Below are 26,605 nucleotides of genomic sequence, written 5' to 3'. Positions count from 1 at the left end.
AAACTGGGAAATTGGGAACACCGTGTCAGTCCTCATGTTCAATCCTCTCCAGTTCTTCAAGCTGTCGCCTAACTTGGTCAGGCCTGAGCGCGAAAAACCGCTGCAAATCTCCATTGACCCTGGTTTTGTAGGTCCCCCGGGAGCGCTCATTACTCACCAGGCAGTCGCGCTGTAACAGCACCTCCACTTCCCTCATGTAATGGGTCGGCAGCCCGAGCCGCTTCAGGAAGTGCGATTTATAGATCAACCACAACTCGCGTCCCTCGTGTGAGCGTCGAAAACCAGCTCCCCCCTGGCCACTCGCTTGTTCAATATCACTGAGACTGCGCTCCCAGACTTTCATGGCTCGCTCCAGCGCTTTGAGAAGCCGGAATTCCTCAGAGTTTCTGGAGTGGCCTCTATTATCCAGCCAAGCCTTCAAGGTTCGGTGGACGGCTGCCAAGGACTCTTCCTCGCTCCAAGGGAGAATGAAATTCCTACTACCGAGACAAAGTGCCGCCCCTATGAGCGCAAACCGCCTGATGACCCGTTGCACCTGCGATGCCATCTGGTCTCGTGTCCAAATACCGCTTAGGCGACCAATTTCGTGACTCAGGTAGCTGTTCAGCTCGTCATGGCGCTCGGTCAGTAACGCAATCCATTCACGGAAAACAGTGCCGTGATAGCGCTGACACGACAGTTTCAGCTCGTCCACGAATTGCTGAGCATGTTTATGACCGTGCAATTCATCAAATGCCCCATGAGTGCCAAAGATTGGAATTTCTACCAAACGTATCTGCTGGCCTGCGCGTAACGGTTTACCGATCTGCTGAAGTAGCTCGGCAATCCAGATTTCGCCGCTACTCAACACCAACGTTCGCCAGTGCGAAGTTGTGGCCAACTCGCCCGAAACGTTGGCGCGTAGCTTCCCTGATCCGTTCATGATCTGATAGATCGCCGTATCGATGTCTTCTGGGCGAGCCATGCCGATCTCATCTAACGGCAACAACATGTCGTTGTGCTCTGATGAGACTGCCGCTAACCCGTTACTGGTTGAGATCCAACTGCGGACATAGCGATTGCTCCCGTAGACGCTGGCCGCCAATTGCAACAAGGTCGTCTTCCCAGTCGACGATGCTCCAACCAGATGGATTGCGCCATTTTCCATACCAGCAGGCGCAATAAGTGGCGCAGCCAGTGCCGTGCCAATGCTGAATATTGCTAACGGGTTGCCTCGGCATAGCTGACCGACATAAGTCTGCCAGTCGCTGAGATTTCCAGACTCCTCTAATGTCGGAGTGCCTGATAATTGGCCTACGAAATGGTGCGGCTCGCCAGCTGAGCCGATCGTCCAGTTACTGGTGGCAAATACTCCACCGTGCCAACCCGTTCGATTAACCACTGTTGCCGGTTCGGCGAGAGCCATCTGTTCCAACAGATAGTGCTGAAGCCGACTCCAGCTTGCCTGCCCGGGTGTCAGTGGATAACCGGTATCAACCAGCATATCTCGCACCTGTCGGGCATTATCGCTGTTGAGATCTCGGGCATAGACGACCTCACGTAGCTTCACACCATCGAAATTCTGCCATTCAAGCAACGCTCCGTGTCCGTGCCGTTTGTCGGTTAACCTGGTTCGAGCCATTACCTGAATCCAACCGCCTACACGCTGCCAGTGGTCACCTGACAATGCATAGAGCCCGTCTTCTTGCAGTTTGTATTGCATCAGCCCGCACCTCTCACAGCTTGTCCAGCCAAGCTTTCACATCCTGATAGCGAAAGCGAACGGCTCGGCCATTGGGGTTAGGCTTCACTGGTGCCGGGAACCGACCTTGTTTTACGTAAGCGCTAGAGAATCAGCACCTTTTTTCCAGCCACTAACCGCCGCACACTGATTCCATCGTCACCTACGCGAGGAATCAGTTATGAACTCAGCCGAGCGCACACACTACTGGCAACAGTACATTGAACACTGGCGCGATACCGGGCTATCCGGCGCTGCTTTCTGCAAACAGCAATCGCTGTCCTATCACCAGTTTGTCTATTGGCGCCGCAAGCTCGAAGGTACAGATGATGCGACCGATACCGAGCGCTCACCAACACCCGGCTTTGCTCGCGTCACCCAGGTGGCCGCTTCACCGCTATCGGATGATCTGACCCTGAGGCTTCCGGGTGGCATGGCCATTACAGGCCTGCATGCCGGTAATGTTGACCTGCTCGGTGCAATCCTGAGGCAGCTCTGATGAAACCGCGGTATCTGCGTCCCTCTCGGTCCATGCCCGAGATCTATCTGTACCGTGAGCCCATTGATTTTCGCAAGCAGGCCAATGGTCTGGCGGTGCTGGTTGAGCAGGAGCTGGGACATAGCCCTTTTACCGGTGCCCTGTATGCCTTCACCAACCGGCAGCGCAATAAGATCAAGTGCCTGATGTGGGAAGACAACGGCTTCATCCTCTATTACAAGGCGCTGGCCGAGGAGAAGTTCAAGTGGCCAAGCCCGGCTGATGAGCTCATGCCGTTGACCGGCGAACAGATCAACTGGTTGCTCGATGGTTATGACATCAGCCTGCTGCAAGGCCATAAAACCTTGCATTATGAGGCCGTTGGATAGCGGGTTTTGGGTGCTTCAACTGGCTGTTTTTGATATAATTTTGCCCATGAAAACACAGCCCAAAACCACCTCAAAGACGCCTGAACTCAGCGGTTTATCCACCGCTGACTTGCTGTCGATGGTGGCCGGGCTGCAGCAGCAACTGGCCTCGAAAGAGGATGAGCTTGAGCAGCGGGATCAGGTCGTCAAAGAGCGCGACCGGCAACTCCAGCAGCGCGAGCAATACATCCTGTTGCTGGAAGAGATGCTGCGTTTGCAGCGCATCCAGCGCTTCGCGGCCAGCAGTGAGAAAACGGCCCACCAGATCCACCTGTTCGATGAGTCCGAGCTGGAAGCCGAGATCGATCAGCTGCGGGATCAGCTCCCGGACGATATTGAAGTCGCTGAAGACGATACCCCTGCTGCCGCGTCTACACCCAAACGCCGTCAGCGCGGCTTCTCCGATAGCTTGCTGCGTGAGCGCATCGAGCTGCGGCTGAGTGATGAAGAGAAGGCCGGGGCCGTCAAAACCTTCTTCACCAAGGTGAAGGAAGAGTTGGACTATATCCCGGCTCAGCTCAAAGTACTGGAATACTGGCAGGAAAAAGCCGTGTTCGAGACGAACGGCGACGAGCGGATCGTAGCCGCGGCTCGCCCGACACACCCGCTGGGCAAATGCATCGCCACCCCGGCCCTGCTGGCCTACCTGATCACCTCCAAATATGCCGATGGTCTGCCGCTGTATCGTCAGGAGCAGATGTTCAAGCGTCTGGGCCATGAGCTGAGCCGCACCAGCATGGCGCACTGGATCATCCGTCTGGATGAGGTGTTCAAACCCCTGTTCAACCTGATGCGGGAGGCGCAGAACAGTGCGGCCTACCTGCAGGCCGACGAAACCCGGATCCAGGTACTCAAAGAGGACGGCAAGGCTGCCCAATCCGATAAATGGATGTGGGTGACCCGGGGCGGACCACCCAGCCAACCATCAGTCCTGTTCGCCTATGATCCTTCCCGAAGCGGAGCGGTACCCGTACGCCTGCTCGATGACTTCAAGGGTGTCCTGCAGGCCGATGGTTACTCCGGTTATGCGCAGATCTGTTCAGCCAATAAGCTGACCCGCATCGGCTGCTGGGATCACGCCCGCCGCAAGTTCATCGAAGCGACCAAAGCGGCCAAGCCGGCGGGTAAAGGCAAACAGGCCAAGCTGTCCAAAGCGGATGTGGCACTCAGTCACATCAACAAACTGTATGCCATCGAACGTCAGATCAAGGACCTGAGCATTGCCGAACGCTATCAGATCCGTCAGGCATCGAGCCTGCCTCGACTGGAAGCGTTCAAGGCCTGGCTGGACGCCAACGTGGGTCGCGTGATGAAAGGCGGGTTAACTCGCAAAGCTATGGAATACACCCTGAACCAGTGGCCCACCCTGATCGGCTACTGTGAGCGGGGTGACCTGCACATCAGCAACGTGCTGGCCGAGAATGCCATCCGTCCGTTCGCCGTGGGTCGCAAGGCCTGGTTGTTCGCGGATACCCCGCAGGGCGCTCACGCCAGCGCCACCTGCTACTCCCTGATCGAAACGGCCAAAGCCAACGACCTGGAACCCTCGGCGTACATCCGGCATGTGCTGGAGCGTATCGCCAACGCCGACACACTGGAAAAGCTGGAGCGACTGCTGCCCTGGAATGTTGAACTGGAGCGGACTTCAAAAAAAGTGGCGCAGTACAGTTAAGGGCAAGTGGGTCGTTTTAACGGCGTGTAGATGCCGCCGGCTCTCGCCAGGTTTAAAGCCCGAGACTCTTCAGGATTGTAAGCTCGTGGGTTGGCCGCACAGCCAGCCAGGGCAGCGGCCAATATTGCTGTAGTTAAGGGTGCTAATCTTTTCATTATGTCCTCCTGCTTTTATTAAATATTCTCATGAGGTTGAGAATATGCAAGAGGAAAACTAAAAATAATCCTTTTAGATCAATAGTTTGTACTAAAAGAACAAAGTTAAAAACCGGACGTAGCGAAAAGTTGGCGGGGCAGGCATATCTTTGGCTATAAAAGAAAATGGCACTTTTGATCAGCAGAGGTTACCTATGGACAGCGTCGTCGCAATTACTCTGACGGCGGTGGCAGGTGCTATTCTGGATGACCCGGAACCAAGGTCGCGGGGCCATTCTTATTGACTCCGGCTGTTTACTGGTAAGAAAACGCGGTCATTTGTTTTACTGATTAGGAATCTATATCTGATAGGATCAGTCAAATATTCAAAGAAAGATTATTGTGGTTGACTGATTTAGCGTTGGGAGGCATTTATCCAAGTAGAAGAAGAGCTTGCGGCCATTGCATTGAGGTTATCTGAGCTTGAGAAGGAAAAAGTAGCCTTACTTTCCCGGAGGAACGAGCTTCAGCAAGGTGCGCAACCATCCACGTCAATGCAATTGACTCCCAACCAAAAAGCAGAGTTATTCCGGGGCCTCTTTCGCGGCCGACAGGATGTCTATGCGGTTCGCTGGGAAAGTAGCTCGAATGGACGTTCCGGTTATGCTGTCGCCTGTGCAAACGAGTGGGTACAAGGCATCTGTCAGAAACCCCGGATCAAGTGCGGCGAGTGCCCGCACAGAAAGCTCAAACCTCTGGATTTCAAAGCAGTGTATGACCACCTGTCCGGCAAGCATGTTGCCGGGTTATATCCTTTATTGCCGGACAGTTCCTGTTATCTGCTGGCTGTAGATTTTGATAAGGAGGACTGGAGAGCAGATGTTCGTGCGCTGGCCCAGACTTGTCGTGATGAAGGTGTCCCTTATCTTGTAGAGATCTCCCGGTCAGGTGCGGGCGCCCACCTATGGGTCTTCTTTTCGGACGCTGTTCCAGCCTGGTCCGCGAGGGCTTTGGGGTTCAAGCTGCTGGACAAAGCCATGGAACGTCACCCGGGCCTGTCCTTCGATTCTTATGACCGGCTATTCCCCAACCAGGATACGATGCCCGATGGTGGATTTGGCAATTTGATTGCCCTTCCGCTTCAGCATGAGGCGCGAAGTCGTGGATGTACTGTATTCGTCGACGATAAGCTAACCCCGTATCCGGATCAGTGGGCGCTACTTAGTAAGCAAAAGACCGTTTCGCTGGCTCAGCTTCGAGATATCGTTGGAAATGAGCCTGATTCCGATACGATAGCAGAAGTTGCGTTGCCGTGGGAACAAGCTTTACCGGTCGATACAGGGATAATTTCAGGATGTCCCGAGAGCATCACGCTTACCCTGGCCAATCACATTTATATGAAGTTGTCAGACATACCAGGGACACTGGCGGCACGAATAAAGCGCATGGCGAGCTTTGCCAATCCAGTATTTTTCAAAACCCAGGCACTTCGATTTTCAACTCATGGCATCCCTCGTTACATATCATGTGCCCGGATTGAGCAAGGTTATATCTCGGTACCGAGAGGCTGTTTTGATGATCTTCAGGCATTGTTGCACGAACAGGGAATAACAGTAGAAATCGATGACCGCAGAATGCCCGGCCAGTTGCTGCCGGAAGTCAGCCTGAAAGCAACGCTGCGTCGTGATCAGAAAAAGGCTGTGACGGCGCTTGCCGATCACGATACCGGAATACTTCATGCTCCGACCGCTTTCGGCAAAACCGTAACCGCTATTGGCATTGTCGCCAAGCGGCAGGTAAACACGCTGATCCTCACTCACAGTCGTCAGTTACTGGATCAATGGAAGGAGCGCCTGGAGACCTTTATTGAGGGTGCCTCCGTAGGTGTGATTGGCGGTGGCAAAATGAAACCTACTGCCTGATTCCGTGACTTACAACCCCACTCACACCTCTACAACACTGTAACCACGCGGCCTGCGGCGGTAATATGGACGCCATTCTCGATTCACCCAGGCAGTGATATCTGACTATGCGTACCTTCAAGCTTGAACAGTCAAAAACCGAGATTATCACACCCCACGGTGGTCTGGCGCTGGTTGGGCACAGCGTGAACAGGATGACCTCTCTGGCTAAGACCTCGCGCTCCATCGTCAAGCGCCATGGCATCGCCAACATCGACCTCATCCGTACCTACCTGGGGTTGATTTGCCTTGGCAAGAGCGACTTCGAAGCGGTCGAGCACGCACGCCATGATCCCTTCTTCAAAGCGGCCATGGGCATCAAGCAATCACCTTCATCGGCCCGGCTGCGTCAGCGCTTTGATGAAGATGCCCGCGCACTGATCCCGTTATTGGATGAGGCCAGCGTCGAGTTTCTGTGTAACGCTTCGGTGCCTATCGGCACACTCACCACCGGGCACGTGCCACTGGATATGGACGTGTTTCCCATGGACAACAGCAACAGTAAAAAAGAGGGCGTGGCCTATACCTACAAGGGGCATGACGGTTATGCCCCCATCGCGGCCTACCTGGGCACGGAGGGCTGGTGTCTGGGCTGTGAGCTGCGACCGGGTAACCAACATGCCAATAAAGAGTTTATTCACACCCTCGACCGGGTGCTGCCTCGAGTCCGAGAGCTGACCGATGCACCGCTACTGGTACGTCTTGACAGCGCCCATGATGCCGCCGAGAACCGGGGGTACTTCCGTGCGCACGGGGCAGACTACCTGATTAAGTGGAACCCCCGCTCACAAGATGGACTGGCCTGGGTCGACAAGGCTCATGCGGCCGGCGCACTTTGGTGCCATACCCGACCGGGCAAAATGGAAACGCTGGTAAGCGAACCGCTGGATGGCACGGACGACCGCCTGATCGTCAAGGTGACGGTGCGCCAGAGTGACAGTTCAGGACAGCTGTTTTTGGAGCCGGAGGTCAGCCTGGAGGGCTGGACGACTTCACTCACATCGGACGCAGCAGATAACGCCAAGGTCATTGCGCTCTACCAGGATCACGCCACCAGCGAACAGTTCCACAGTGAGTTCAAGACTGATCTGGATCTCGAACGTTTGCCGTCAGGGAAGTTCGATACCAACGACCTGGTCATAGCCTTTGCCGTACTGGGCTACAACATACTGCGTTGGATGGGACAGAACGCGCTATTGGGGCCGGATGCACCGGTGCGTCATCCGGCCAAGCGTCGGCGGCTGAAAACCGTGATTCAGGAACTGATGTATATGGCCTGTCGCTTAGTCAGCAGCGGTCGTCGTCTCCACCTGCGCTTCGGACGACATTGTCCCGGTTTCGGGGCATTCAGTCGCGTCTACGGGCTGGCCTGATCCGGACTGTCGGATTTACAGCCATTCAAAATAGCCACACGCCCGAGCGCCATGCATGGCAGGGTATGCCTTGGCCTGCAGACAGAATCGAGACGAAATACTGCGGTGAGAAGCATGATCGATGCTGCAGTGGCGTAGATTAACCCGGTACACGTTAGATAAGATCGAGCTGTGTTAAAGAGCGAGGTCGTCTTCAGTGCTGGGTGCTGCAACAGCGGGTGAAGTCACTGATTCAGGTACTGGTCAGATCGACGTTGCTACCTATCAAAGCCTGATCAACAAGAAAGATAATACGGTTTCAAGTAAAGTCCGGGAATACGGGCAGGTCATCATCGATGAATGCCATCACATTTCAGCTCCCCGTTATGAAATGCTGCTTAACGAAGTCAGCGCCCGATATGTTGTAGGCCTCACCGCAACGCCTGACCGTCAGGATGGCCACCAAAAAATCATGTTTATGGTCGCAGGACCCGTTCGTCACAAAGTCAGGGCTGAACATGGGTCTAAGTTTGTCCAGCGTGTCATCGTTCGAGAACGTCATGAAACGCCACCGACGGACATCTTTCAGAATAACGGTGAACGACCACACATAGCATCCGTCTACCGTTGGCTCTCCCATAGCACTGCCCGGAATCAGGATATAGTTCGGGATGTCGTACGCTGCGTTCAAAACGAGGCCAACTGTCTTTTGCTGACCGAACGAAGAGAGCATGCTGAGACGCTGGCAACATTGTTGGAAGCTGAGTCTATATCTTCGGTTGTTTTGCGCGGCGGGATGCGCGTCAAGGAACGCCGGGCTGCCGAATCGCAGTTGCACGAAGCTCAAGTTATTGTTGCAACCGGGAAATACATTGGTGAAGGTTTTGACTTGCCTCGGCTGGACACTTTGTTTCTGGCTCTGCCCATCGCCTGGAAAGGAACACTGTCGCAGTATGCTGGCAGGATTCACCGGGATGCCGACGGTAAGCAGGAAGTTACTGTCTACGACTACCTGGACAACAGCCTGCCAATGCTTGAACGCATGTTCCGAAAGCGCGAGAAAGGTTACAAGGCGATGGGATACCAGTTTGCCCAATCCGAGCCGCAAACACGGCTACTGTAAACTTTCCAAAGAAAGGAGAAACATGGCTGAAACGAAATGTGCTTCAGGCCTGCTTCAGAGGTAACTCGTGGGGCTTTACGCGTCTCACGTTCTTAGCTTCTTGCTCATAGGCACGATGACGAACATCCCATAACTCAACCGCGTGCTGAATATTCAGCCAGAACTCCGGCGTATTCCCCAAAGCCGCTGCGAGTTTGATGGCCATGGGTGCTGTCAGCGTGCCTTTGTCATGCGCAATCCGGCTGAGTGTATTTCTGTGCACACCCATTGCTTCGGCCAGTTCACTGATTTCTATTTTCATCGGCTCCAGAAACTCGCTGACCAGCATTTCGCCAACTGTCACTGGACGACGTTTTGTATTCCTCATTACCATAACCTCCTCTAGCCCTTGTAAACATGCGGGTCTAGATATGTATCTTGGGCGGTGCCATCTTCCCAGCGAAAAATCAGGCGATACTGTTTGTTAACCCGAATGGAACACCATCCAGACAGGTTTCCCTGCAAATGTTCAAAACGGTTACCCGGTGGAATCCTCAAGTCTGACTCCTGCGTCGCGGCATCCAGAATCTGAATCTTTCTGAACAGAGCGCCTTCAATAGTGCTGGGTATTTTCTTGTGGCTTTGGTCTTCGTCGTAGAAAGCCTCCAGCCATATATCCCTGAATTCAACCGCCATAGTTACCTGATCGCTTTTTAGTCATTTTATGCACAACAACGTTGTGCGTCAAGTCCGTTCAAAATGAGAACGGATCCGTTTAGCAAACGATGTTACTATAATTTTGTTTGGCAGAAGGGGCTGAAAGAGCGATCTCAAGGCACTGATTTCATAGAGATAAAAGCGTATACAAGGCTCCCAGTTTCCCACTTATCCCAGTTTAAAATGGGTCGTCAGGAGCCGACGCAGAGGAAATTTGCCAATATTTACACTTTTTTTCGCAAATTTCAGCACTCCAATAGTGCTCCACGAGTTTGATAAACATATGTTTTTAAAGTATTTTATACATTCTGTATCGGTAAGTAAGGTCAACTATCACGAAGGGTAAACGCAAGCAACGCATCACCAAATCTGATAAAACGGCAGCTGCAACCTCAAAGGGAATATTGATATGGTAAGAAATTTTGCTATTTGTTTGGTCACAATCAGTACATCTAGTTTTGCTGCGAACTTTTGCCCAGACGGCACAATCGAGACTGTAGAGCTGATCACCCAACATGAGACAACCCTGCTTCCGGGCTCCCAAGGACTCAATATTTTCGGCGAGGGACGAGGTCAGGTTAAACACTATTTCAGCGTTGGCGGCGAAGAATATATACACGAAGACAGCGAGCGTCGTATCCCTACCGGTATTTTGGAAACGGGCGGGTTTGCCTATCGATGGGCCCCATTCGAAAAAGAGACCTGGCAGGTAGATGGCTACATCTATCGCTCTTCCAAAGGTGATAAACGGGACTACAACAAGAGAAGCCTAACAGCGCCTCGCGATCATAACCCCGCGGTAGCAATCGAAGATATATCCGCCAAGACAGACAATACCGATGTATTTGCAGGCCACCGGTGCCGAGTATCAACGAAAACGATTGCGTCAGGGGCAACCGTATCCAGCTGGTAACTATTCAGTTGGCTTGATTTAAAAAGTTTTCGGATTATCGCTTGGCGCTGCCATGAAGGTCGGCAAACGTCCTTCGAACAACAGTGTCAACGCCTCGGAACCACTCAGGTTTTGCTTGCGCGCCGTCGACAGATAGCTGCGCACACGACAGAAGATCTGTGCCCCATCCATCGAGCGGAAGCAGCCAGAGATCTTCTGCTGCACCTTGAGCATACGGATATCACGCTCGCCTTGGTTGTTCGTAAAGGGGACCGCCGGATCGTCCAGAAAGCGCAAAACATCTGCCTCATAGTCGCGCAACCGCTCCAGCAGGTTGCGCGCCCGAGAGCGTTTGAGCCGACCACGCTTGCCCTGCCGTTGGTTTTCATCCGGTGGCGGACACTCGTCTTCCGCTTTTTTGAGGCATTGCCGGTAGGCCTTTCGCCACCCTTCTGCCTTTTCAGGCGGCAGGCTGCCGCCCGCACTCTTAACGGCATCCTCCATGGTGCACAACAGGGTTTGCATGCGCTGCGCCCAGGTCTGTTTGTCCTGCTCCCAGGCGCGCTGAAGCTCGCGCAGATGGTGGGCATTACAGAGCGCATGCCGGCACTGATAGCGGTAGTACGGTTTCCAGTGGTCATGACAAAGCACGCCGTGGAAGCGCGGCAGGATACCGATGGCCTCCATCGCCTCGTGACCCCGGTGAGCATGGGGCGCCAGCCAGGTCAGGTCATCATTCGAGGCGCAATGCAGCCAGCGGCGTTGGCCACCGATGTTGATGCTGGTTTCATCGGCGTGAATCAGCACCGACTCGGCCAGACGGTCCTTAACCCAGTGCTCGAAGCCCTCAGCTTTGTCGAAAGCGTCTTGGTTGAAGTTGAACAGCGACCCTGCGCTGAGCGGGATACCAACCTGATCCTCAAAGTATTCGCGGACACGTTCGTAGGGCAGCAGCTGGTACTGCGACAGATACACCGCATGCGCTTTCAAGCGGGGACCATACTGCACCGGACGATCAACACCGGCCGGGAATGGCGCTGTGACGCGTTGCCCCTGTTCGTTCTCCAGGATCTCGGCCTGGTACTCGGTCACGAAGCGGCTGATATCCAGATCGAAGACCTGACGCTTTTCATAGCCGACCACGCGGAATGCGCTGCCCTTAGGCAGGGTGCGCCGGTCGACCTTCACGGTCTTGATCGCATCCGGCTCCTCGACCCGTTGCAGCGTCTTGCCAATACGGCCAGGCTGTCCGCCCGGTTTACGCTCACCTTTACTGCGGCTCTTCTTGGGCCGGTTCGGATCCTGGGAGGGCGGCGTACTGCTGTTGGTACTGTTCGTGTTGAGCCGGCCGGTCATCATCTGGATCAGCACCATCATCATCTCAATGGCTGCGCGCAGAGATGGCGAGAGTGTCTTGTCGTCCTGGAGCTGTTGTCTGACGTTCGCCAAGATGGCGTCGACATCCATATTGCTGATCTTCATGAGCCTGAGTATCGTCGATTGATGGCCTATTATCGCACGACTTTTTCAGGTCAAATTTTTCGCTTTGTGTGCGGATCTGAGCAACTTTTACATTGCTCCCACGCTCCGAGACATAGAGCTCCGCCAGACGCCACAGAGTGGCGGTACGGCACCTTGAGGCAGGCTTTAAAGCGAAATACCGACTGTCACTGGACTGGGAGATATTTTGACAAAAAACCTGTCAAGAACTTTTTGCAGGAACTTGAGCTGAATAGTTACTCCAGCTGTAGCTTAAGAATTTATGGTCGCAACACACCCATAGACTGGCAAATTGTGCATGAAGGCGGATCAAAACAGACAAAACAGACGCTGTCACTGACCCAGAAATGTGTCGACACAACTGTCTTTGAAATCCCCGAGCGCAACTGGCAGTGATAAGATTAGGGAGCCATATACATGATAAAAAATATCAAAATACAACTTTAATACTGACTAACTGATAATTTTTACATCAAGGTTCAGATTTAAAATTAAACCTAAAACTTGACAAGAAAATTTTTAATTAATAGTTATTATTTTTAGTATCAACGTAAGCGCCAGAGAATCAGCACCTTTTTTCCAGCCACTGACCGCCGCACACTGATTCCATCGTCACCTACGCGAGGAATCCACCATGAACTCAGCCGAGCGCACTTGCCACTGGCAACAGCACATTGAACACTGGCGTGATACCGGGCTATCCGGCGCTGTTTTCTGCAAACAGCAATCACTGTCCTATCACCAGTTTGTTTATTGGCGCCGCAAGCTCGAAGGTACAGATGATGCGACCGATACCGAGCGTTCACCAACATCTGGCTTTGCTCGCGTCACCCAGGTGGCCGCTTCACCGGTGTCGAGTGATCTGACCCTGAGGCTTCCGGGTGGCATGGCCATTACAGGGCTGCATGCCGGTAATGTCGATCTGCTCGGTGCGATCCTGAGGCAGCTCTGATGAAGCCACGGTATCTTCGTCCCTCTCGGTCAATGCCGGAGATATATCTGTACCGTGAGCCCATTGATTTTCGCAAGCAGGCCAATGGTCTGGCGGTGCTGGTTGAGCAGGAGCTGGGACATAGCCCCTTTACCGGTGCATTGTATGCCTTCACCAACCGGCAGCGTAACAAGATCAAGTGCCTGATGTGGGAAGACAACGGTTTTATCCTCTATTACAAGGCGCTGGCCGAAGAGAAATTCAAGTGGCCCAGCCCGGCTGATGAGCTCATGCCGTTGACCGGCGAACAGATCAACTGGTTGCTCGATGGTTATGACATCAGCCTGCTGCAAGGCCATAAAACCGTGCATTATGAGGCTGTTGGATAGCGGGTTTTGGGTGCTTCAACTGGCTGTTTTTGATATAATTTTGCCCATGAAAACACAGCCCAAAACCACCTCAAAGACGCCTGATATCAGCAGTTTATCGACCGCTGACTTGCTGTCGATGGTGGCCGGGCTGCAGCAGCAACTGGCCTCGAAAGAGGATGAGCTTGAGCAGCGGGATCAGGTCGTCAAAGAGCGTGACCGGCAACTCCAGCAGCGCGAGCAGTACATCCTGTTGCTGGAAGAGATGCTGCGCTTGCAGCGCATCCAGCGGTTCTCGGCCAGCAGTGAGAAAACGGCCCACCAGATCCACCTCTTCGATGAGTCAGAACTGGAAGCCGAGATCGATCAGCTGCGGGATCAGCTCCCGGATGATATTGACGTCGCTGAAGATGAGACGCCCGCTGCCACGCCTGCACCCAAACGCCGTCAGCGCGGCTTCTCCGATAGCTTGCTGCGTGAGCGCATCGAGCTGCTGCTGAGTGATGAAGAGAAGGCCGGGGCCGTCAAAACCTTCTTCACCAAGGTGAAGGAAGAGTTGGACTATATCCCGGCTCAGCTCAAAGTACTGGAATACTGGCAGGAAAAAGCCGTGTTCGAGACGAACGGCGACGAGCGGATCGTAGCCGCGGCTCGCCCGACACACCCGCTGGGCAAATGCATCGCCACCCCGGCCCTGCTGGCCTACCTGATCACCTCCAAATATGCCGATGGTCTGCCGCTGTACCGGCAAGAGCAGATGTTCAAGCGTCTGGGCCATGAGCTGAGCCGCACCAGCATGGCCCACTGGATCATCCGTCTGGATGAGGTGTTCAAACCGCTGATCAACCTGATGCGGGAGTCGCAGAACAGTGCGGCCTACCTGCAGGCTGACGAAACCCGGATCCAGGTACTCAAAGAGGATGGCAAGGCTGCCCAATCCGATAAATGGATGTGGGTGACCCGAGGCGGACCACCCGGCCAACCTTCCGTCCTGTTCGCCTATGATCCCTCTCGAAGTGGAGCGGTGCCCGTGCGCCTGCTCGATGACTTCAAGGGTGTGCTGCAGGCGGATGGTTACGCCGGTTATGCGCAGATCTGTTCAGCCAATGAGCTGACCCGCATTGGCTGCTGGGATCACGCCCGCCGCAAGTTCATCGAAGCGACCAAAGCGGCCAAGCCGGCGGGTAAAGGCAAACAGGCCAAGCTGTCCAAAGCGGATGTGGCACTCAGTCACATCAACAAACTGTATGCCATCGAACGTCAGATCAAGGACCTGAGCGTGGCCGAACGCTACCGGATCCGTCAGGCGTCGAGCCTGCCTCGACTGGAAGCGTTCAAGGCCTGGCTGGACGCCAACGTGGATCGCGTGATGAAAGGCGGGCTAACTCGCAAAGCTATGGAATACACCCTGAACCAGTGGCCCACCCTGATCGGCTACTGTGAGCGGGGTGACCTGCACATCAGCAACGTACTGGCCGAGAATGCCATCCGCCCGTTCGCCGTGGGGCGCAAAGCTTGGTTGTTCGCGGATACTCCGCAGGGCGCTCACGCCAGTGCCACCTGTTACTCCCTGATCGAAACGGCCAAAGCCAACGACCTGGAACCCTCGGCCTATATCCGGCATGTACTGGAGCGCATCGCCGATGCCGACACGCTGGAAAAGCTGGAGCGACTGCTGCCCTGGAATGTTGAACTGGAGCGGACTTCAAAAAAAGTGGCGCAGTACAGTTAAGGGCAAGTGGGTCGTTTTAACGGCGGATACGTATCAACGAGGCTGCGCAAGCCGCCTGATGGACTTCTCAACTTCAAAAGGATGTGTACATGAAAATGCCTAAGTTACTCCTTTCTCTCGTTTGTGCACTTGCACTAAGCGGCTGCATTGATGTCAGCCTGGATTTCGATCTGAAATCGGAACAACTCGACATTCGTACTCTGCAGGGTGCTGATACAGGAAAGCCAGGCCCCAACCCAAATAAAAATTGTGAGCAACAGGGCGGTTCACTCACTTCTCATGCAGACGGAAGCACTGTTTGCCATCACGTCACTCAATTTTCAATTGACACATGGTTGCAAGAGGGCAAAGTCAGCTTTATCGATATCGGCAGTACAGAAAAATCCAAACCTATGCCGATTGATGTAGAAACCGAAGATAAAGGTGTTATCAAACTCACACTTGACGTCAACACTTTCATTTCCGAGTTCAATGAGGACATGTTCCCACCAGATATGCCTGCTGAAATGCAACAGGCCATGATCAAAAGTCTTAAAGAAGAAGTTGGTAGTGAGGGTTTTCATATCGCTTTCACTGGCGAACAGGTAAAGGATACCAACGGTTCTTTGTCCAATAACGGCAAAACTGTCACCTTTAATATTCCGATGCTCGATATAATAGACCCCGCCAACAAGCAGTCTCCAGACACCTATACTGCGGTTATCCGGGTTGATGAAATGCCTGAAAAATTATTGGCCCCTGTCACGTTTAGCGACTCGGAAGTTCGTAAGTTCATTTCTTCAGAACTAGACGGTAAACTTCCAGTGGGATGGCAAGCCGTTGTTGTTACGGCTGAAATAGCCGAAAACAAAGTATCAATGGTCAGTGACTATATTATTAATGATACTGCTCATAGATTGTAACTATTCAGCTCAAGTTCCTGCAAAAAGTTCTTGACAGGTTTTTTGTCAAAATATCTCCCAGTCCAGTGACAGTCGGTATTTCGCTTTAAAGCCTGCCTCAAGGTGCCGTACCGCCACTCTGTGGCGTCTGGCGGAGCTCTATGTCTCGGAGCGTGGGAGCAATGTAAAAGTTGCTCAGATCCGCACACAAAGCGAAAAATTTGACCTGAAAAAGTCGTGCGATAATAGGCCATCAATCGACGATACTCAGGCTCATGAAGATCAGCAATATGGATGTCGACGCCATCTTGGCGAACGTCAGACAACAGCTCCAGGACGACAAGACACTCTCGCCATCTCTGCGCGCAGCCATTGAGATGATGATGGTGCTGATCCAGATGATGACCGGCCGGCTCAACACGAACAGTACCAACAGCAGTACGCCGCCCTCCCAGGATCCGAACCGGCCCAAGAAGAGCCGCAGTAAAGGTGAGCGTAAACCGGGCGGACAGCCTGGCCGTATTGGCAAGACGCTGCAACGGGTCGAGGAGCCGGATGCGATCAAGACCGTGAAGGTCGACCGGCGCACCCTGCCTAAGGGCAGCGCATTCCGCGTGGTCGGCTATGAAAAGCGTCAGGTCTTCGATCTGGATATCAGCCGCTTCGTGACCGAGTACCAGGCCGAGATCCTGGAGAACGAACAGGGGCAACGCGTCACAGCGCCATTCCCGGCCGGTGTTGATCGTCCGGTGCAGTATGGTCCCCGCTTGAAAGCGCATGCGGTGTATCTGTCGCAGTACCAGCTGCTGCCCTACGAACGTGTCCGCGAATACTTTGAGGATCAGGTTGGTATCCCGCTCAGCGCAGGGTCGCTGTTCAACTTCAACCAAGACGCTTTCGACAAAGCTGAGGGCTTCGAGCACTGGGTTAAGGACCGTCTGGCCGAGTCGGTGCTGATTCACGCCGATGAAACCAGCATCAACATCGGTGGCCAACGCCGCTGGCTGCATTGCGCCTCGAATGATGACCTGACCTGGCTGGCGCCCCATGCTCACCGGGGTCACGAGGCGATGGAGGCCATCGGTATCCTGCCGCGCTTCCACGGCGTGCTTTGTCATGACCACTGGAAACCGTACTACCGCTATCAGTGCCGGCATGCGCTCTGTAATGCCCACCATCTGCGCGAGCTTCAGCGCGCCTGGGAGCAGGACAAACAGACCTGGGCGCAGCGCATGCAAACCCTGTTGTGCACCATGGAGGATGCCGTTAAGAGTGCGGGCGGCAGCCTGCCGCCTGAAAAGGCAGAAGGGTGGCGAAAGGCCTACCGGCAATGCCTCAAAAAAGCGGAAGACGAGTGTCCGCCACCGGATGAAAACCAACGGCAGGGCAAGCGTGGTCGGCTCAAACGCTCTCGGGCGCGCAACCTGCTGGAGCGGTTGCGCGACTATGAGGCAGATGTTTTGCGCTTTCTGGACGATCCGGCGGTCCCCTTTACGAACAACCAAGGCGAGCGTGATATCCGTATGCTCAAGGTGCAGCAGAAGATCTCTGGCTGCTTCCGCTCGATGGATGGGGCACAGATCTTCTGTCGTGTGCGCAGCTATCTGTCGACGGCGCGCAAGCAAAACCTGAGTGGTTCCGAGGCGTTGACACTGTTGTTCGAAGGACGTTTGCCGACCTTCATGGCAGCGCCAAGCGATAATCCGAAAACTTTTTAAATCAAGCCAACTGAATAGTTACCATAGATTTATGCTACCTGACAGCACCGCTTCAGAAAATGCACTGCTCAAGTTACATAATCAGATGTCTGAAGATGGGCTGGGTTGGCGCAAAGCGAAGCTGACATTAAAGCCGGAAGGCAGCTTGCGAATCGAACCTTTGGATTGAAAAATTAAAACGGTCATATTGACTTATTGACCCTACTGAGGCTACTCAGTAGGGTACTATCCGCTATTCAGGATGAACGCCTCCGTTTTATAACGACTGATAATCAGGAAGAATTAATCATGTCCAGAAACCGTCTGAACCTTTTAGCTTTAGTCACCTTATTCATACATTTTTTTATCGCGGTGCCATCACAGGCCGAAGAGCAGCGGGCCACCCGAGTTCGACAGTTATCCACTGAAAATCGTCTCTTTTACACACCGCAGCCCAGTATTCATGCGGGTTTCCGCTTTTTAGACGCCTAAAGCTTTGTAGTGGCACGTCTGTGGATATCTTTTCAGTTTAAACGGTCATAAAAAGATGATAAAGTCATGGCATGTACGTCAAAGTCACCAAGTCCGGCCCTCGCAAGTATGTGCAGCTCGTTGAAGCCTATCGAGACGAGAACGGCCGCCCAAAACAACGCACGATTGCGACCCTCGGCCGTCTCGACAAGCTCGGTGATGAGCTGGAGTCTGTGGTCGAAGGTCTGTGCCGGATTACCGGGCGATCACTGCCGGATAAGCCCGCCGTCAGCTTTGAGTCATCTCGTGCCCTGGGTGATGTCTGGGCACTGACTCAGCTCTGGAATGCTCTCGGCTTTGAACAGCTGCGCAAGGCCTTCCGCGGCACGCGTCACAGCATCCAGATCGAAGCCTTGATCCGCATCATGGTCATGAACCGCCTGACCTCGCCGGACTCCAAGCTGGGCGTGCTGCGCTGGCTGGAGACCGTCTGTATTCCTGGTGTTGGCAGTATCAAAAAAGTCGACCATCAGCACCTGCTGCGGGCAATGGATGCGCTTAATACTCAACGTGATGCCGTCAATGACAAAGTCACTGAGCTGCTGCGTCCGCTGATCGATCAGGAACTGTCAGTCGTCTTCTACGACATGACCACCATCCGTGCCGAAGGCTTGACCGAGCAGGACGAAGAACTCAGGCAGTACGGGCGCTCCAAGGACGGCGGCATCCGTCGCCAGGTCATGCTGGGCATGGTTCAGACGGCCGAAGGACTGCCGCTGTACCATGAGGTGTTTGAAGGCAACACCGCAGAAGTTAAAACGCTTCAGCCCACCCTGAAAACGATCATTGAGCGCTTCCCGGTGAAACGCATTGTCGTGGTTGCGGACCGTGGGTTACTGTCGGTCGACAACCTGGATGAGCTGAAGCAGATGACACTGCCGAACGGTCAACCGGTTGAGTTTATTCTGGCGGTTCCCGGGCGTCGTTATAGTGACTTCGAACCGATCCTGGAGCCCTTGCAGCGCACGGTTTTTGACTCCGCCGACGCGGAAGTGATCACAGAGACACACTGGCAGGAGCAGCGCCTGATCGTAGCCCACGATCCCGTACGTGCCGCCGATGAAACCGTGGCCCGTGATGCCAGAATCAACGCGATTGAAGAGGAAGCACAGCGCCTGGCCGAGAAGCTTATCCGGCAGGATGAAGGCAAGACCACACGCGGTCGCAAGCTGTCTGATGGTGGTGCAACAGCCCGTTTATACAAAGAGGTCAGCGAATCCTCGTTGGCCAAAATCGTGCGTATTGACCTGAAAAGTGAGCTGTTCAGCTACGATATTGACGAAAAAGCCCTGAAACGTGCGCGCCTGATGGATGGCAAGCTGCTGCTGGTCACCAACGTCAAGGACCTGTCACCAACAGAGGTGGTCAAACACTACAAATCACTGGCAGACATCGAGCGAGGCTTCAAGGCGCTGAAATCGGATATCGAAATCGGCCCGGTATACCACCGGCTGCCTGAGCGGATCAGAGCCCATGCCATGATCTGCTTTATCGCTTTGGTTCTGCACCGCGTGATGCGGATGCGCTTAAAGGCAGCAGGCTCCGAACACTCGCCCATGCGGGCACTGGAGCAGTTACGGCGTATCCAATATCACCAGGCCACCCTCGGTGGCAGCACCGTGACAGGCGTGTCCAGCATGAGCCGGGAGCAGCTGGATATCTTCAAGGCTCTTAGCATCGAAAAACCCAGCGTTGGCCCTGATAACCTGATCGTGTAGTGGAGCGTTTTGCAGTGCTGTCTATACGAATCAATAGCTTATAACGCTAACTGTTGATTAAATGGTCTTCTCCCTCCCTCGGAGCGCATTCCAAGGATGTGCCCCATAATGTAACGAGAACGTCACAGTTAATACGGGAGTACAGGTCATGGCTACTCAACAACATACTGTCGGTATCGATCTGGCAAAAAACAGTTTCTACATCGTTGTAGTTGATAGATCCTGTCGCGTTGTTGAAAAGAAGAAGCGCACGCGCAGCCAGTTGGTGAGTTATATCGCCCAAAGGCCGGAGTCAACAATTGCTATGGAAGCCTGTGCCAGTTCACATTACTGGGCTCGAACGCTCACGCAGTTAGGCCATAACGTTGTTCTGTTGCCAGCGCAGCATGTGAAAGGTTATTCCCGTGGACAGAAAAACGATTACAACGATGCCCAAGCGATTGCTGAAGCCTGTCATCATGGGGCTATACGGCCGGTGCTGCCAAAGACAATTGATGAACAAGACGACTCCACTTTCGCACGCATCCGGCAGCAACTGGTGCATGATCGTACCCGTTTAGCCAATCACATACGTGGCATTCTGGCTGAATATGGAATCGTATTACCTGTTGGTTTGCACATACTGAAACGGAGTCTCCCCGAGATCCTGGAAGATGCAGATAATCAATTGACCTATCGAATGCGGCTGCTGCTGTCACGACAGCGAGAGAGGCTGATGGCACTAGACGAGGAGGTCGACTGGTACGATGAGCAGTTAAAAAAATCGGTCGAAAAGGATAGTGCCTGTCAACGTATGCTTGCGATCCCGGGAGTCGGTGATATTGTCGCTCATGCCCTGAAACAGTGGATGGGGAACGGTCAGCAGTTCAGTAAAGGGCGAGATGCCTCCGCGGCCCTGGGTTTGGTACCACGACAGCACAGTACGGGTGGTAAAGCACGGTTAATGGGTATCTCGAAACGCGGTGACGCGCGGGTGCGCAGTGCAGTGATTCACGGGGCGCGTGCAGTGGTATCAAGAGCGAGCAAGAAAGATGACCCATTGAGTCGCTGGATTCAACGCCTCGTTGAGCATAGAGGCTTTAATCGAGCGGTGGTTGCCTATGCTAATAAAATGGTTCGATTCGCCTGGGTGTGTGTTGCCAAAAAAGAGCGCTTCCTCATCAGGCATGCTGCCGCTGCATGAATCTGACTTGTAAGGCTATTTAAGGAGCTGACCACCCAAGGTTTGCGTTAACCATGACATGATGAATAACAGGTCAAACCGACATACTTGAAAGCTTGCAGAGTTCGTTGGTGATTGAAAACACCGTACTGTCGATAAAGCCGAGTATGTGCGAATGCTTCATCTGGGTCCGAAGCGATCATTGAGCTTCATCTGAGACCGAATATACGACAGCAACCTATTTTCATCAGGCATGGTTTGCAAAACGGGAGAAGACCATATATGAACTCGGGGGGCCAAACGCCCCTTTGCCGTGACAGATGTACCCGAAGCAGGCCTTCAAATATTTGTACCCGCGCGACCACAATGGAACTGGGAAACTCAACGCCGCCGTGATACCCATGCGATAATACTCAGTACACCTGAGGACTATTATCCACCCACAAGTATTGATATTGTCAGTGTGCCTGATATCACGATCAAAAAGGAACTTTTACCTTTGATTGCACTGAAATCTTTGGCAACTGTACGCAAGAGCGCAAGTGCCATGAATCCTGAAGTCATGCGAAAAATGGAAAAAGTAACCTATGGCGACATCGTAGGTTATGAAGAGCTTCTGTCTTTGAGATCTGAAGGGGTGGATTACGAAGCGCTCAGTTTTGCCGGTATGATGCCTTCAGGACGCTCCGTAGCTTTTTTTGCTGTTACCGCTCAGGGAAAGTCAGAACACATCCATCCAATGCTGACTAAAATAATCAGTAACTTGAAACCTCTTCCCAATAATTAAAAGGAAATACACTAATGGACGCCTATGTTGTAGGGAATTTACTGGGCCGCTTGCTGATGAGTGCCGCTATTGTTTACCTTGTGCTATTTGTAGTCGGGAAGTTTGACTTCAAGTTCGCTAATAAAAAATTGAAAAGTATTGGCTCTATCTTGGCCATAATGATTCTTTTTTTGTTGGGCTTGGCTACAAACCATACAGGGTAGAACAATCAAAAAAACTGATATATTTGCACCATTCAGACGGCTTAATTGATTCTCCTTTTAGTGTGACAATCATTGCACTGAATCAGGAGGAGAAGAATGCCAGCCCTGCGTAACACAATAGAGTCCTATGGATTGATCAGCATCCTGCTGCATTGGCTGGTTGCGTTGACAGTGTTCGGTCTTATTGCCTTGGGGCTGTGGATGGTCGAACTGAACTATTACAGCCCCTGGTACAAGCTTGCACCATTCTGGCACAAGAGTATCGGTTTAAGTCTGGCCGCTGTTCTTGTTGCACGCCTGCTGTGGCGATTGACAAACCCTCAACCCAAGACACTTCCCAGCCATCGTCGCTGGGAGGTTCGTCTTGCCCATGCCGCTCATGCTCTGCTCTACTTCATGCTGTTTGCCATTCTGATCAGTGGTTATCTGATCTCGACCGCCAAGGGCCAGGGCATCAGTGTATTTGGCTGGTTTGAACTGCCTGCATTGATCACCGAGCTTCCTGGTCAGGCCGATCGCGCAGGGGCTGTGCATTACTGGTTGGCCATGGGCGTACTTGCGTTAGTAGCCCTGCACATTCTGGGTGCGCTCAAGCATCATTTCATTGATCGTGACACCACCCTCATCCGCATGTTGAGGCCGGGGTCCACTAATACCAAGGAGAGTCATAATGAATAAACTGTTTGCCGGTATGGCATTGGGTTCAATGCTGACAATGTCTGCTGTGACAGCACAGGCAGCGGAATATGCCATTGATATCGAAGGCCAGCATGCTTTTGTCAATTTCAAGATAAGTCATCTGGGCTACAGCTGGCTCTACGGCCGCTTCAATGAGTTTGATGGCCGCTTCAACTGGGATTCCGAATCACCGGAAGACAGCATTGTGAGCGTCAATATCAATACTGCCAGCGTGGATTCAAATCATGCCGAACGTGACAAACACCTGCGCAGCGCAGACTTTCTCAATGTGGACGCTCATCCCGTTGCACGCTTTGAGTCCACTTCTGTGACTGCGTCTGAGGATGGCACGCTGGAGATCAAGGGTAACCTGACACTGAACGGCGCGACCCGCGAAGTGATCATTGATGCCCAACATCTGGGTGAGGGTGAAGACCCTTGGGGTGGATACCGCGCAGGTTTCGAAGGCAGCACCAGCATTCGCCTGAAGGACTACAATATCGATATGGATCTTGGCCCTGCTGCACAGGAAGTCGAACTGATTTTGAGTATTGAAGGCATCCGCCAGTAAGCTCTGCACAATCAAGGCCGGCACCGTCGGCCTTTCCACCTTCATTTCCCCCCTGTTTTTATCGCTTTGCAGCGGCTTTAGCGTTTCTTGCTACTTACCCACAGGCAAAGACGAATTTTTTTTCGGTATCTTACCCACATGTGTCACTGATTTCGGGCCTAACCCTACTGGACATTTATTGACCGGCATTGTGATAGCCTGTGCAAAACAAGGGTTGGCTTTATGATAAACCCTGCTTATCCACAGATATAATATTCGTAACCTGCTGTTTTTAAAGTTCTTAATGGTTTTACCCTGTTATCATGGCACAACTTGCCAATCCCATCCTGCAATAAAACCTGCTCATGTTATACATACCACACACAGACTTACCAACAGGTATATCTTCACGATATTCAGGCCTTGTTTGTGTTGTCGAAATCAATTCACAGCCAGCGTACAGCTTGCTCTGCTCTTAACCACATGAATATACAATTCACACCAGCCTGTCCGGAAACTGTGTTCCTGTCCCGGAAGCATCTGTGCACAAACGGTGGAACAATTCAGGCTGTGGATATAGTGCTGTTTTACACACAGCTCATCCAAAGGGCGTCACCAGTCAAACGGGCAAGGGTATACAGGGTTTGACGATGTCTAACCATATGAAATACATGCAAAAAACCGTACTATCAACGGAAATGTGGCTGACCATACATAACAAACAATAATCATCTTTATATATAAACCTTACTTATCCTTACTTATATATAAGAAGAAAAAGAGCTGTTCAATATTTGACCATTTCCTGCAGCACTTCAGAACGCTATACTTGTCAGCCTTTTCACCCGACCCATGCGGTCAGTTCGACAACACAATCTGTGAGGCCTGTGCAGTGGATTACCCTGACCACTTTGATGTAATCGTGATCGGCGGCGGACATGCCGGAACAGAAGCCGCTTTGGCATCCGCACGCATCGGTGCCAAAACTCTGCTTCTGACACACAACATCGAAACGCTGGGTCAGATGTCCTGCAACCCAGCCATCGGCGGGATCGGCAAGAGTCATCTGGTGAAAGAGATCGATGCGCTTGATGGGGCGATGGCACGGGCAACTGATCGAGGGGGTATCCAGTTTCGGGTACTTAATGCCCGCAAGGGGCCTGCTGTACGTGCAACACGCGCCCAGGCTGATCGTATCCTCTACAAGGCTGCCGTTCGTTCGATACTGGAGAATCAGCCTAAACTGCATATTTTCCAGCAGGCGGCTGATGACTTGATCGTGGAAGGTGAACAGGTCAAGGGGGTAGTGACTCAAACCGGCATTCGTTTTCACGCACGTTCCGTGGTTCTGACTGCAGGTACCTTCCTCGGAGGTGTTATCCATATCGGACTGGATCATCATGCCGGTGGCCGTGCCGGTGATCCGCCTTCAATCCGTTTGGCACAGCGATTACGAGAATTGCCGTTACGGGTCGATAGGCTCAAGACTGGCACACCTCCGCGCATCGATGCCCGCAGTGTCGATTTTTCCGTCATGCAGCCTCAGCCGGGTGATACTCCAACACCGGTCATGTCTTTCATGGGCAGCCGGGATGAGCACCCACAGCAGGTCAGTTGTTTCATCACCCATACCAACGCCCGTACCCATGACATTATTCGTGGCGGGTTGGACCGGTCGCCCATGTATACCGGCGTGATCGAAGGGATTGGACCTCGTTACTGCCCCTCTATCGAAGATAAGATCAATCGCTTCGCGGACAAGGATCAACACCAGGTTTTTGTTGAACCTGAAGGCCTTACTACCCATGAGCTATATCCCAACGGCATCTCCACCAGTCTGCCGTTTGATGTACAGATGGAGCTGGTTCGTTCGATTCGCGGTTTTGAACATGCACATATCACCCGACCGGGCTATGCCATCGAATATGACTTTTTCAACCCGCAGGATCTGCGTCATACGTTGGAAACAAAACATATCAGTGGTCTTTATTTTGCCGGTCAGATCAACGGAACGACCGGTTACGAAGAAGCCGGCGCTCAGGGCCTGCTGGCGGGTTACAACGCAGCAGCACGCGCACTTGAGCGCGAGCAGTGGTATCCTCGCCGCGATGAAGCCTATATCGGTGTTCTGGTCGATGATCTGATCACGCTGGGTACCTCCGAGCCCTATCGCATGTTTACCAGTCGGGCGGAATACCGTTTGATTCTGCGTGAAGACAACGCCGATCTGCGCTTGACCGAAAAGGGGCGTGAACTGGGGCTGGTCGGCGATGAACGCTGGATGCGGTTCGAGGCCAAGCGCGAAGCGATGGAGCTGGAGCTGCAACGCCTGAAAAATACTTGGGTACATCCCGCTACGGTCGAAGCAGAGCAACTCAGCAGCCGTCTGAAAAGTGAGCTGACCCGAGAATACAATCTGGCCGACCTGATCAAGCGCCCCGAGTTGGGCTACAACGACGTGGCCTGGCTCAAGGGCGAGCCGATCAATGACGCTCAGGCCGCAGAGCAGGTTGAGATCCAGCTCAAATATTCCGGCTATATCGAGCGGCAAAAGACTGAAATCGAGCAGATGCGCCGCCAGGAAAACACTCGCTTGCCGGATGATTTCGATTACAGTCAGGTCAGTGGTCTGTCCAATGAGTTGAAACTCAAGCTGGGTCAACAGCGCCCGGAAACCCTGGCACAGGCTTCACGCATTCAGGGTATGACACCTGCAGCGATTTCGTTGCTGCTGGTATATCTGAAAAAACGCCAACTCAGCCATAACAGGACACAGGTGCAACATTGATGGATCGGTATCGCCACACGCTCGAGCAGGCGCTGAAACAACTGAAACTCGACCTCAACGAAACACAAGTCGAGCGCCTGCTGGCCTATCATCAATTGCTGGTGAAGTGGAACAAGGCATACAACCTGACCGCTGTGCGTGATCCGCAGGAGATGATCAGCCGTCACCTGGTGGACAGCTTGAGCATTCTGCCCTGGATTGGCTCGGGACGTCTGCTTGATGTGGGCAGTGGCCCCGGTCTGCCCGGTATTCCGCTGGCGATCTGCCGTCCCGATCTTGATGTCACCACACTGGACAGTAACGGCAAGAAGACTCGGTTTCAGCAGCAGGTGCGAATCGAGTTGGGGCTGGATAATCTGACCGTTATCAACGGTCGAGTGGAACAGGTAGAGGCAGCCCCTTTCGACATGATAGTTTCACGCGCCTTTGCTTCCATTTCTGACATGCTGACACTCAGCGGTCATTTGGCCGCGCCAAGTGGAGTGTTTCTGGCGATGAAAGGACTGTATCCTGAAGCCGAACTCGAACAGATACCGGCAGGGTTTTCATTGCAGGACGTACACCGGCTTAACCTGCCGGATACCGATGGCGAGCGACACCTGCTGATCCTTGGGAGAATCTGA

General features: G+C 53.1%; 22 protein-coding genes and 2 pseudogenes. 20 read left to right on the top strand and 4 right to left on the bottom strand.

The genetic code is table 11. From position 1 onward, the window contains the following. Positions 1-25: 25 nt before the first annotated feature. On the bottom strand, positions 26-1,702 hold the full coding sequence (locus CFI10_RS19075; protein WP_206837648.1) for a DUF927 domain-containing protein: 1,677 nt from the start codon (positions 1,700-1,702) through the stop codon (positions 26-28). Between the two features lie 199 nt (positions 1,703-1,901). Here CFI10_RS19075 and tnpA (CFI10_RS19070) point away from each other — a divergent pair, with 199 nt between their 5' ends. From tnpA (CFI10_RS19070) to CFI10_RS19045, 6 genes and pseudogenes are all read left to right on the top strand, one after another. Next, on the top strand, positions 1,902-2,219 hold the full coding sequence (gene tnpA / locus CFI10_RS19070; RefSeq protein ID WP_206834776.1) for an IS66 family insertion sequence element accessory protein TnpA: 318 nt from the start codon (positions 1,902-1,904) through the stop codon (positions 2,217-2,219). A gap of 32 nt (positions 2,220-2,251) precedes the next feature. Then, positions 2,252-2,587: an IS66 family insertion sequence element accessory protein TnpB gene (gene tnpB, locus CFI10_RS19065; protein WP_206837646.1), complete on the top strand. Its 336-nt coding sequence runs from the start codon at positions 2,252-2,254 to the stop codon at positions 2,585-2,587. Between the two features lie 223 nt (positions 2,588-2,810). Next, positions 2,811-4,298 (top strand): annotated as a pseudogene (tnpC, locus tag CFI10_RS19060) (IS66 family transposase); the annotation flags it as partial. Between the two features lie 688 nt (positions 4,299-4,986). Next, positions 4,987-6,354, top strand: a complete 1,368-nt coding sequence (locus CFI10_RS19055) for a TOTE conflict system archaeo-eukaryotic primase domain-containing protein (protein WP_242530061.1) — start codon at positions 4,987-4,989, stop codon at positions 6,352-6,354. A gap of 107 nt (positions 6,355-6,461) precedes the next feature. Further along, positions 6,462-7,766: an IS1380 family transposase gene (locus tag CFI10_RS19050; RefSeq protein ID WP_206834329.1), complete on the top strand. Its 1,305-nt coding sequence runs from the start codon at positions 6,462-6,464 to the stop codon at positions 7,764-7,766. Positions 7,767-7,962: 196 nt separating this feature from the next. Then, positions 7,963-8,868 carry a DEAD/DEAH box helicase gene (locus CFI10_RS19045; protein WP_206837638.1) on the top strand — a complete coding sequence of 302 codons (906 nt, stop codon included), beginning with the start codon at positions 7,963-7,965 and terminating at the stop codon, positions 8,866-8,868. A gap of 43 nt (positions 8,869-8,911) precedes the next feature. On the opposite strand, the gene CFI10_RS19040 is transcribed toward CFI10_RS19045, so the two are convergent. After that, complete coding sequence (locus CFI10_RS19040; protein ID WP_054641672.1) at positions 8,912-9,235, bottom strand: HigA family addiction module antitoxin; 324 nt, start codon at positions 9,233-9,235, stop codon at positions 8,912-8,914. Between the two features lie 14 nt (positions 9,236-9,249). Beyond that, a complete protein-coding gene (locus CFI10_RS19035; protein ID WP_044628576.1) occupies positions 9,250-9,543 on the bottom strand; it encodes a type II toxin-antitoxin system RelE/ParE family toxin in 294 nt (97 codons plus the stop codon). 430 nt (positions 9,544-9,973) lie between these two features. Here CFI10_RS19035 and CFI10_RS19030 point away from each other — a divergent pair, with 430 nt between their 5' ends. Continuing rightward, positions 9,974-10,477 (top strand): hypothetical protein, encoded by a 504-nt coding sequence (locus tag CFI10_RS19030; RefSeq protein ID WP_206837633.1) that lies wholly within the window; start codon positions 9,974-9,976, stop codon positions 10,475-10,477. 18 nt (positions 10,478-10,495) lie between these two features. On the opposite strand, the gene tnpC (CFI10_RS19025) is transcribed toward CFI10_RS19030, so the two are convergent. Then, positions 10,496-11,938, bottom strand: a complete 1,443-nt coding sequence (gene tnpC / locus CFI10_RS19025) for an IS66 family transposase (protein WP_206834310.1) — start codon at positions 11,936-11,938, stop codon at positions 10,496-10,498. A 652-nt stretch (positions 11,939-12,590) separates the two neighbouring features. Here tnpC (CFI10_RS19025) and tnpA (CFI10_RS19020) point away from each other — a divergent pair. The 13 genes and pseudogenes from tnpA (CFI10_RS19020) to rsmG all read left to right on the top strand — a co-directional run bounded on the left by tnpA (CFI10_RS19020) (position 12,591) and on the right by rsmG (position 26,605). Then, positions 12,591-12,908: an IS66 family insertion sequence element accessory protein TnpA gene (tnpA, locus tag CFI10_RS19020; protein WP_206835049.1), complete on the top strand. Its 318-nt coding sequence runs from the start codon at positions 12,591-12,593 to the stop codon at positions 12,906-12,908. Between the two features lie 32 nt (positions 12,909-12,940). After that, positions 12,941-13,276: an IS66 family insertion sequence element accessory protein TnpB gene (gene tnpB / locus CFI10_RS19015; protein ID WP_206835047.1), complete on the top strand. Its 336-nt coding sequence runs from the start codon at positions 12,941-12,943 to the stop codon at positions 13,274-13,276. Between the two features lie 223 nt (positions 13,277-13,499). Beyond that, positions 13,500-14,987: pseudogene (gene tnpC / locus CFI10_RS19010) on the top strand (IS66 family transposase); the annotation flags it as partial. 89 nt (positions 14,988-15,076) lie between these two features. Further along, positions 15,077-15,889, top strand: coding sequence for a hypothetical protein (locus CFI10_RS19005; protein WP_206837630.1), 813 nt, complete (start codon positions 15,077-15,079; stop codon positions 15,887-15,889). 254 nt (positions 15,890-16,143) lie between these two features. Continuing rightward, positions 16,144-17,586 (top strand): IS66 family transposase, encoded by a 1,443-nt coding sequence (gene tnpC, locus CFI10_RS19000; RefSeq protein ID WP_206834310.1) that lies wholly within the window; start codon positions 16,144-16,146, stop codon positions 17,584-17,586. 542 nt (positions 17,587-18,128) lie between these two features. Continuing rightward, complete coding sequence (locus CFI10_RS18995) at positions 18,129-19,814, top strand: IS1634 family transposase (RefSeq protein ID WP_206837627.1); 1,686 nt, start codon at positions 18,129-18,131, stop codon at positions 19,812-19,814. Positions 19,815-19,962: 148 nt separating this feature from the next. Further along, complete coding sequence (locus CFI10_RS18990) at positions 19,963-20,997, top strand: IS110 family RNA-guided transposase (RefSeq protein ID WP_206837625.1); 1,035 nt, start codon at positions 19,963-19,965, stop codon at positions 20,995-20,997. A 292-nt stretch (positions 20,998-21,289) separates the two neighbouring features. Continuing rightward, positions 21,290-21,763 carry a hypothetical protein gene (locus CFI10_RS18985; RefSeq protein ID WP_206837620.1) on the top strand — a complete coding sequence of 158 codons (474 nt, stop codon included), beginning with the start codon at positions 21,290-21,292 and terminating at the stop codon, positions 21,761-21,763. 14 nt (positions 21,764-21,777) lie between these two features. After that, entirely contained in the window at positions 21,778-21,966 is a 189-nt protein-coding gene (locus CFI10_RS18980) for a hypothetical protein (RefSeq protein WP_206837618.1), read from the top strand. Between the two features lie 96 nt (positions 21,967-22,062). Next, positions 22,063-22,644, top strand: coding sequence for a cytochrome b (locus CFI10_RS18975; protein ID WP_206837617.1), 582 nt, complete (start codon positions 22,063-22,065; stop codon positions 22,642-22,644). Further along, complete coding sequence (locus CFI10_RS18970; RefSeq protein WP_242530060.1) at positions 22,637-23,215, top strand: YceI family protein; 579 nt, start codon at positions 22,637-22,639, stop codon at positions 23,213-23,215. The genes CFI10_RS18975 and CFI10_RS18970 overlap by 8 nt, the downstream gene beginning before the upstream one ends. 871 nt (positions 23,216-24,086) lie before the next feature. Further along, positions 24,087-25,982 carry a tRNA uridine-5-carboxymethylaminomethyl(34) synthesis enzyme MnmG gene (mnmG, locus tag CFI10_RS18965; RefSeq protein WP_206837615.1) on the top strand — a complete coding sequence of 632 codons (1,896 nt, stop codon included), beginning with the start codon at positions 24,087-24,089 and terminating at the stop codon, positions 25,980-25,982. Next, positions 25,982-26,605, top strand: coding sequence for a 16S rRNA (guanine(527)-N(7))-methyltransferase RsmG (gene rsmG / locus CFI10_RS18960; RefSeq protein WP_091827882.1), 624 nt, complete (start codon positions 25,982-25,984; stop codon positions 26,603-26,605). The genes mnmG and rsmG overlap by 1 nt, the downstream gene beginning before the upstream one ends.

Source organism: Marinobacterium iners (assembly GCF_017310015.1).
GTDB lineage: Bacteria > Pseudomonadota > Gammaproteobacteria > Pseudomonadales > Balneatricaceae > Marinobacterium > Marinobacterium iners.
The sequence above is the reverse complement of the archived record's forward strand: the minus strand, read 5'-3'. Positions and strand labels throughout refer to the sequence as shown.